At 40.4% G+C, this 4,039-nt stretch carries 3 protein-coding genes; all 3 read left to right on the plus strand.

Features of this window, described 5'->3' with window-relative positions; all coding sequences use genetic code 11:
* Positions 1 to 1,065: 1,065 nt before the first annotated feature.
* Positions 1,066 to 1,647 (plus strand): RNA polymerase sigma-70 factor, encoded by a 582-nt coding sequence (locus VF500_RS30830; RefSeq protein WP_330863327.1) that lies wholly within the window; start codon positions 1,066 to 1,068, stop codon positions 1,645 to 1,647.
* Between the two features lie 144 nt (positions 1,648 to 1,791).
* Positions 1,792 to 2,745, plus strand: a complete 954-nt coding sequence (locus tag VF500_RS30835; RefSeq protein WP_330863328.1) for a FecR family protein — start codon at positions 1,792 to 1,794, stop codon at positions 2,743 to 2,745.
* Positions 2,746 to 2,960: 215 nt separating this feature from the next.
* Positions 2,961 to 4,039: carboxypeptidase-like regulatory domain-containing protein (locus VF500_RS30840; RefSeq protein WP_330863329.1), on the plus strand; the 1,079-nt coding region annotated here is incomplete at its 3' end.

The following is a 4,039-nucleotide window of genomic DNA, read 5'->3' on the forward strand; positions in this document are numbered from 1 at the left end:
AGCACCTCGCTTCTATGGCAAGCATATATATTCTGGTTGAAACTTATCGTATAGTCTCTGCTAAATCAGGCCAGATTTTGGAGTTGAATGCCCTTCGCCTCAAAGTATTAAAAAATTGATTTTAACCTGCTATCCGCTTTAAACCTCCTATAAAAGGATTGATATTTTTTTCCTATAGGCTGACTGATATTGTCCCTTGATTGGGCTCCAGCCAACTAAATAATTGCCGAAAAGAGTTTGATACTTTCTACTAAGCGACTCGAGATTAGCCATGTTCGGGCTGGCGCTATCGGTAGCCCCTCAGGATCTATGTAGAATCATTTTATAAAAAACCTACAAGCACTGGCAATATTTTAGACTTCTGTTTTAAAGTGTTCGATTCCTTAAAAAGGTTACCGAACATCTCTTGTTTCCATGGGCTTGTGGTAGACGACGTGCTTCACATTGAAGGTGCCGTCAGCTTTTTCGTGGTGCTAATAAATCTTTGCACTTACGGTCATAGCCATAATTTACATTCATCATGACGCTAAATCCCGTTACGTATTTGTTACATGGAAGCGTCAAGTTCAACAAAAAACTATGTAAATCCCGTAACAACTATGTAACAGTCACGGTGCCGCAGGGGACCCTGACCCGCATGTGTAAGAGTACAAAACCCGCTCTACATACGCAAAAAGCGGGTTTTGTAGTCTGTGCACCCAAATGGGTGCCTCTCGAACCATTTTATAGATGATTTGAGAAAATTGGCGGCATTATCGCTATAGCGGGTAATTACAATAAGTTCCAGAAAATAAAATGGCACTAAACATGGCCGCTAATACGACACTAATGTACCATTTGACGAAAGAGCGGGCTTCCCAAGCCGCACCTGCTAACCTTTATCATGTTAAACGGGAGCAAACAACCTTTTGACATACTGCCGCAGATTACCGTTCCGGAGCTAATTTTGTATGACACTGCGCAGACTATTATAGAAATTGCTATGTCAATTTTAAGATTTAATTTAATATTAAATTAATGATAACCCTCAGGATTGTAACTATTTTTGCGTGATTATCATGCAACATGAATCTGGCTTATCAAGACGAACAGCAATTGATTGAACAATTACGGCATAGCAGCGAAACGGCTTTCGATCATATTTATGATGTTTACTGGAAGCCGCTTTTTAAATATGCTTATAATCGGTTACAATCTGAAGAGCTCGCCAAAGACATGGTACAGGAGGTTTTCATTTCGCTTTGGAACAAAAAAGACACTCTTGAGCCCGCTACTTCGTTATCTGCTTATCTTTTCTCGATACTTAGGTTTAAACTGATCGATCATTATCATGCCTCAGAGGTGAGGAAACGGCATGCATTGACGGTGACCTACGTAGCCCCTCCTACGAATAACAATACAGATCAAAAGGTTCATCTGAGTGAGATCAACAGCTTACTGAGCCTGTCCATAAAAAACCTGCCAAATAAAATGAAGGAAATCTTTGAATTAAGCCGCATTCAGGGACATTCAACCAGGCAGATCTCCGAAGATCTCAATATTTCGGAACAAACAGTTAAAAACCAGCTTTCAACAGCACTTAAACGCTTGAGGCTAAATTTTACTGATTATCTTACATTTGCAGTACTTTGCTACCTGCTTAAGTAATTCCCCGATCCTTCTTTTTAATCGTGCGAATAGCCTTATTTGCAACTCGGTATTGCACAAAGCCATTCTCCTCAAAATAAATTTAAGTTTACTATAGTACCACTATGCCTCATAGCCGATAAGGTATATATAAAGCCAGGCATAGTGAACAAAGAACAAGCTCAGCAGCTCATTACAAAATATAAAGCGGGTTTATGTAATGAGGAAGAAATACAAATATTAAACCGTTGGATTGATGATCAGGGTATTGATCAACCTGATTATGAATTTAAAAGTAATGAGCAGGAAAACTTACTAAAGGAAGCTATTCGTTCTCAGCTAAAAAACCGCATACTCCCTGAAAAGAAACGAAAAAAACAGTTTCAAGTAACAAGATTACTGAAGGTAGCTGCTATGCTGCTATTGGTTAGTGCTATTGGCATTTGGGGCTGGAACAGTTATAACCATAAACAATCAGAGCAATTTATCACCGTTTATGCCCCGGCCGGCCAACTCAAAACGCTCATCCTGCCCGATGGTTCAAAGGTTTCTTTAAATGCAGCAAGCAAGATCAGTTTTCCCAGCCGGTTTACATCCGAAAACAGGAAAGTTACTTTAGTGGGAGAAGCCTATTTCGATGTGGTACATGATCCTCAAAAGCCCTTTTTAATATATACAGGAAAGGTGAAAACCCAGGTTTTAGGGACCAGTTTTAATGTAAAGGCTTATACCAATGAGCCTAAAATCACTGTGGCTGTGATAACCGGCAAAGTAGGTGTCATGGCCGGCAGGTTATCTGTACTGCTTACCCCTAATCAAATAGCCGATTATAATGCTAAAGACGGTAAATTGTTAAAAGAAACTATATCCGACGCGTCAGCCCTGAAAGCCTGGACAAACGGGCAACTGGTGTTCAGGGATCAGCCATTCAATGAAATTACCCGAACGCTGACCCGCAGGTACAACACCAATATCATTATTCAGAATGACCGGGTAGCCGGCGCAATACTAAATGCCCGCTTTGATAAAAACGAATCATTAGAAACCGTGATAGGCGTTTTATGTACTTACGTTGGTGCAAGATACAATCACGAAGGAACAACTTACCTCATAAGGTAAACTACAAATACAACTACCCCAATATTAACCATCAAACCGCTAAAATATGATGATACAAAAACGCTAAAAAACAAAAAAGCCGAAGATGCTTCCAACATCTCCGGCTTTTACAATCTTCTCCCAACACGATGTCGCTAAACATTCAATTAAGTTCCAAGGGAACTTAACAGGGAGCTTTAATGCTTTAAGGTTTCACTTAAAAACAAATCAAAATTATGAATAATCTTTTGTGCCTTTCTATAAATGCACCAAAAAAAATATTGAAGATCATGAAATACAGTACGCTGATAACCATAACAATTGTTATCCTTGGTACACTAAGCCATGCAGAGCCTATCAGGGCGCAATCCATAGCCGATCAAATTATCACCTTAAAATTACACCACGTTACTTTACAAAATGCACTTGCGCAAATTGAGGATAAAAGCCAGTGTAAATTTGTGTATGGCGATAATATACTGCCCTTATCAAAGTATGTTTCTTTGGATATCAAAAAGGAACCGTTGAGTAATGCATTATCAGCTTTATTCAGGCCCTATCCGGTTAATATCGAATATTCGGGCATCTATGTGCTGATCAAAACTAAAAAGACAACGTCAGCAAAAAGTTCGGGCACCGTTACAGGCACTGTTACCGATGCTGCTACCGGCGAAACGCTTGTTGGTGTAAACATCAGCATCAAAGGTACCGATCAGGCCACATCAACCGATGCCAAAGGCAGGTACAATATAAACGTGATCAATGATAACGCCATCCTTGTTTTTTCATATATAGGTTATACTACAAAAGAAATACCTGTTGGCACACAATTACATATTGATGTTAAGTTATCTACCGGTGTGTCTGCGCTTAACCAGGTTGTAGTTGTTGGCTATGGCAGTCAGAAAAAACAGGATGTAACTTCCTCCATAACTTCAGTAAAGCCCGATAAACTGGATAAAGGCGCTACCAATGATCCCATCAAGTTTTTACAGGGAAGGGCCGCAGGTGTAAATGTGCTTACCCCGTCAGGTATCCCTGGTACAAAACCTATTGTTCTGGTACGCGGCACAGGTTCTATAAGCGGGGCCAGCTCTCCGTTATATGTTATTGACGGGGTCCCTTTTGAAACTACGCCCAACCTGAACCCCGATGACATAGAATCAATGGATGTACTGAAAGATGCCGCAGCATCGGCCATATATGGTTCAAGAGCCAACAGCGGTGTGGTCATTATAACCACCAAGTCGGGTAAAGAGGGTAAAACACAGGTAAATGTAAGCGCGCATACTGGCACCGGCAGAATTTATAATGA

The organism is Mucilaginibacter sp. (assembly GCF_036383575.1).
Taxonomy (GTDB): Bacteria; Bacteroidota; Bacteroidia; order Sphingobacteriales; family Sphingobacteriaceae; genus Mucilaginibacter.